This is a genomic window from Salinadaptatus halalkaliphilus (genome assembly GCF_006543045.1).
Lineage (GTDB): Archaea > Halobacteriota > Halobacteria > Halobacteriales > Natrialbaceae > Salinadaptatus > Salinadaptatus halalkaliphilus.
The window spans coordinates 1-3,692 of sequence record NZ_RBZW01000068.1; the positions used below are offsets into that span (position 1 = coordinate 1).

Here is a 3,692-nt window from a genome sequence, read left to right on the forward strand (position 1 = left end):
GAGAGTCGTATCCGATGTCTGCTGCCTGTTCATATCGCGTCCGTTGAACGCTTTCTACGAGAGAGTACCGAAATCAGCTCGGGCTAAACACATACGTCCGAGATATCACCGCGGGCGTAGGCGAGTCGGAGCTCCTCGAGCGCCGGGTCGTCTTCGGCGCGAGTCGAGCGCGCGGCAGCCCTGTACACTAAGTAGCCAACAACCAGGAGCATCAGGAGGGGAACCCAGCTAACTAACCACATTCCCGGGCCAGTCCACGCGCCATCATTCCACATGTGCCCGCCACCCCACATCCCCATCATCGGCCAGGCGACAGCCATCAGGACCAGCGGGACGAGTATGACGAGCACCGCGATGAACAATACCGTTCGGAGGAGCGTCGTGTCGTCGGCCATACGTGGCGATTCGACCGCCCTCATGATAAATGCCGGTCACAATTTCGACGGTATCACAATATCGCTACGGTTCGAGACGCGACGGGCTGGGAGGGCATTCAGGCCGGTGGGACGAGCATCACGTTCCCGTTCGCTCGAGCGACGAGATCCTCGGAGACGCTGCCCAGCAGCAGTCTCCGAAGCCGACTGTGACCGCGCGAGCCGACGAGGATCGTCGTCGGATCGACGGCGTCTTCGACGGCGAGAATTTCGTCGGCGGGATCGCCCTGTCGAACCTCGATTCGCGTCTCGATATCCCACGCCTCGAGCTGGTCGGCCAGCTCTGTCAGCCGAGCCTCGGGGTCCGTCTCTTCCGCGAGCCCCGGGTCCTTCGGAGTCTCGACGTGGACAAGGGTTGCTTCTTGAGTCGCGTGACGGAGATACGAGAACGTCTCGAACGCGCGTTCGGCGTTCTCGGAGAAGTCCGTCGCGTACAGCATGCGTTGGAAGAGGTGCTGTCTGACGACGGATGGATCGTCGGCCTCGCGCTCTATCCGGTTGACGAGCAGCGGCGTCTCCGTCGTCCGCGCGAGATTACGCGCCGTCGAGCCGATGACGCGGTTCTCGAGCGGGCTCTTCCCGCGTGAGCCGACGACCGTGAGACTCGCGCCGATCGTCTCGGCGATGCCCCGGATCCGCCGATGGGGCGTGCCCCGGACGACGTGCGTCTCGACGTCGAATCCCGCGTCCTCGATGACGCGCTCGTAGTTTCTGATCGCCTTTCGACGGCGCTTTTCGAAATCGATGCCGGGCATGCCTGCGTGAACGTTCGAGGGAATAACCGTCACGAGGTGCATTTCGTCGACGCCGATTCGGCCGAGACACTCGAGACAGGTCTCGTTCTCGATGGTCGCCTCGCTGGCGGCCGAAAGGTCAGTAGCGAGTACCGCTTTCATACTCGTCGTACGTACCGACGATATAATATTGTTTGTATACCCCAATATCGAGGGTGAGTGAAGAGCGGACGGTTGATCGTAGCGGACGCGTCCATATCGCGTCCTCGTATCATCTAACCGGTGGAATCAGCCGAATTTCCACATGATCACGGGTTGCGGTTGCACTGAGACGCACACGAGTTGAAAACTGTGCGTCGATAGTGAGTACGGCTGGCAAATATAACGCGGACGACACGCTGTTCCGGCGTAAATCGGGCTGGTATCGATCCGCTGATATCCACATAACTTACTCGAATATTCTCGTTGGATAGCCGTCGCATAGCCTGCAGTAATATTGTACATGAGTCCCAAAAGTGTTATACATGCCCTCCGGGTAGAGGATAGTGAGCAGAAATCCATGATCCGCACACAATCAAACGTCGACGGCGGGTCGGACGCATGATCGAATCCGTGGCGCTCCCCGCACCGGTACAGGCGACGCTCCTCGTGGGCGTCATCCTCGTTCAGGCCATCATCCTTTACGCCGGCTACGGCGTCCTCGAACGAGTCGCAACGCCGCTGATCAAAACGATCACCAACGCCTAATCGATGGAGATACTGGGACTCAGTCTGGCCCTGCTAGTGCTGTTCGTGAGCTTCGGCTTCATGGTCGGCGTGCTGTTCGGCTTCTTCGGGATGGGTGGTTCGTTCCTGATCACACCGACACTGTTGCTCCTCGACTACCCCGCCTCCGTTGCGATCGGGAGCGGGCTGGCATTTTATTTCGGTACCTCCGTGATCGCCGTGTTGAAACACTACGACGTCGGGCAGGTTGACTACAAACTCGGTGCGATCCTGTTCGTCGTCCTCTCGATCGGCATCGAACTCGGTAGTCGGCTCGTCTTCGGCCTCGAGGCGCTGGGGATCGCCAACCTCGTGACGGGTATCGCGTACGTCGTCCTGCTGGCGGGGATCGGGGCACTGTTCCTGCGCCGAGCCGCTAATCTGGACGACGAGGAGGGCGCCGAAGATGACGACGAGGACGCCGACGACGAAATTCCGGCGGTCGGCCAGAAGATCCAGTCGTACACCGTCCCGCCGATGATCTCGCTGACCTCGGGCGGCCGGGCGTCGCTGTGGACGATTTCGGGTGCCGGCGGGAGCGTCGGGCTCGTCTCGGGACTGATCGGCGTCGGCGGCGGCTTCATCCGCATGCCCGCGATCTACTACCTGATCGGGACGCCCCTGACCGCCGCCGTCGGGACCAGCCTGTTCGCCGGGCTGTTCTCGGGTGCGTTCGGCACCTTCACCTACGGGATGTCCGGCAGCGTCGACCTAACGGTGGTCTCCCTGCTGCTGGTCGGCAGCGCACTCGGCGCGCGAATCGGCTCGGCAGCGACGACGATGGTCGACGAGGACGACGTCATCGTCTACTTTGGTATCATGATGGTCCTCGCCAGCGCCGGGATCGCGCTGTCCGAACTCGCGAACTGGCTCGGAACGGGCGCGCTCGATCTGGTGAGCGTCCTCCTGCTCGTCGGCTCGTCGTTCTTCGTCGCGTCGATGATCCTCTACAAGGTCGTTCAGTCGGCTGGCGCAGACGATGCCGACGACGCGGGCGCACAGCCAGCCACCGACGGTGGTGACTGATGACCGAGGCGGTCGACCAGTATCGGTTCGAATTGCCCGCACTGTCGGGTACCCAGGATATTAGTCAATCGTGATGCTCATCGCCACCGTCGCGCTCGTGCTCGCCCTCGGTGTCGCCTCCCGCGTCCTTGCGGACCGACAGCGGATTCCGAGCGTCCTCTTTCTGATCGTCGCCGGGATCGCGATTGGTCCAGAGGTGCTCGGACTCGTCTCGCAAGAGACGTTCGGCGGCGGCCTCTCGGCGATGGTCGGCGTCAGCGTCGCGATCATCCTCTTCGAAGGTGGCTATCACCTCCACCTCGAGAAGCTCCGTGAAAGTCCGACGGCACTGACCCGGATGGTCACCGTCGGCGCAGCGATCACCTGGCTCGGGACAGCCGCCGCCGTCGTCGTCTTTCTCGACACGAGCCTCGAGGTCGGCCTGCTGGTCGGCGCACTGTTGATCGCGACCGGCCCGACCGTGATCGGCCCCATCCTGCAGGTCGTCACCGTTCGAGACCACGTCGCCAGCGTCCTCGAAGGCGAGGGTGTGATCAACGACGTCACCGCGGCAATTCTGGTGGTCGTCGTCTTCGAAGTCCTCGTCGCCGGGAACGGAACGCCAGTCGCACTCGTCGGCGACTTCGCGATGCGGCTGTTCGTCGGCCTCACGTTCGGGGCCCTCATCGCCGGCATCGTCTGGCTGGTGCTCGATCGCGCACGATCCAGACCCTGCGCGGCACCGCTACATGCA

5 protein-coding genes are annotated in these 3,692 nt (G+C 62.3%); 3 read left to right on the plus strand and 2 right to left on the minus strand.

Annotation, left to right across the window (positions count from 1 at the left end; translation table 11 throughout):
• Window positions 1–83: 83 nt before the first annotated feature.
• Both D8Y22_RS19120 and D8Y22_RS19125 read right to left on the minus strand, forming a co-directional pair.
• Window positions 84–395 carry an SHOCT domain-containing protein gene (locus D8Y22_RS19120; protein WP_141466275.1) on the minus strand — a complete coding sequence of 104 codons (312 nt, stop codon included), beginning with the start codon at window positions 393–395 and terminating at the stop codon, window positions 84–86.
• A gap of 98 nt (window positions 396–493) precedes the next feature.
• Complete coding sequence (locus tag D8Y22_RS19125; RefSeq protein WP_141466276.1) at window positions 494–1,330, minus strand: universal stress protein; 837 nt, start codon at window positions 1,328–1,330, stop codon at window positions 494–496.
• Window positions 1,331–1,768: 438 nt separating this feature from the next.
• On the opposite strand from D8Y22_RS19125, the gene D8Y22_RS22565 reads away from it, so the two are divergent.
• The 3 genes from D8Y22_RS22565 to D8Y22_RS19135 form a co-directional block, all read left to right on the plus strand.
• Window positions 1,769–1,915, plus strand: coding sequence for a DUF7512 family protein (locus D8Y22_RS22565; RefSeq protein WP_174811919.1), 147 nt, complete (start codon window positions 1,769–1,771; stop codon window positions 1,913–1,915).
• A gap of 3 nt (window positions 1,916–1,918) precedes the next feature.
• Window positions 1,919–2,959: a sulfite exporter TauE/SafE family protein gene (locus D8Y22_RS19130; RefSeq protein ID WP_141466277.1), complete on the plus strand. Its 1,041-nt coding sequence runs from the start codon at window positions 1,919–1,921 to the stop codon at window positions 2,957–2,959.
• Window positions 2,960–3,032: 73 nt separating this feature from the next.
• Window positions 3,033–3,692, plus strand: a 660-nt coding sequence (locus tag D8Y22_RS19135; protein WP_174811920.1) for a cation:proton antiporter domain-containing protein, incomplete at its 3' end; no start/stop codon positions are given.

Bases quoted from the DNA above. Each gene is read 5' to 3' on its own strand.
- D8Y22_RS19125 (WP_141466276.1), bottom strand. From the start codon at position 1,330: ATGAAAGCGGTACTCGCTACTGACCTTTCGGCCGCCAGCGAGGCGACC.
- D8Y22_RS22565 (WP_174811919.1), top strand. From the start codon at position 1,769: ATGATCGAATCCGTGGCGCTCCCCGCACCGGTACAGGCGACGCTCCTC.
- D8Y22_RS19120 (WP_141466275.1), bottom strand. From the start codon at position 395: ATGGCCGACGACACGACGCTCCTCCGAACGGTATTGTTCATCGCGGTG.
- D8Y22_RS19130 (WP_141466277.1), top strand. From the start codon at position 1,919: ATGGAGATACTGGGACTCAGTCTGGCCCTGCTAGTGCTGTTCGTGAGC.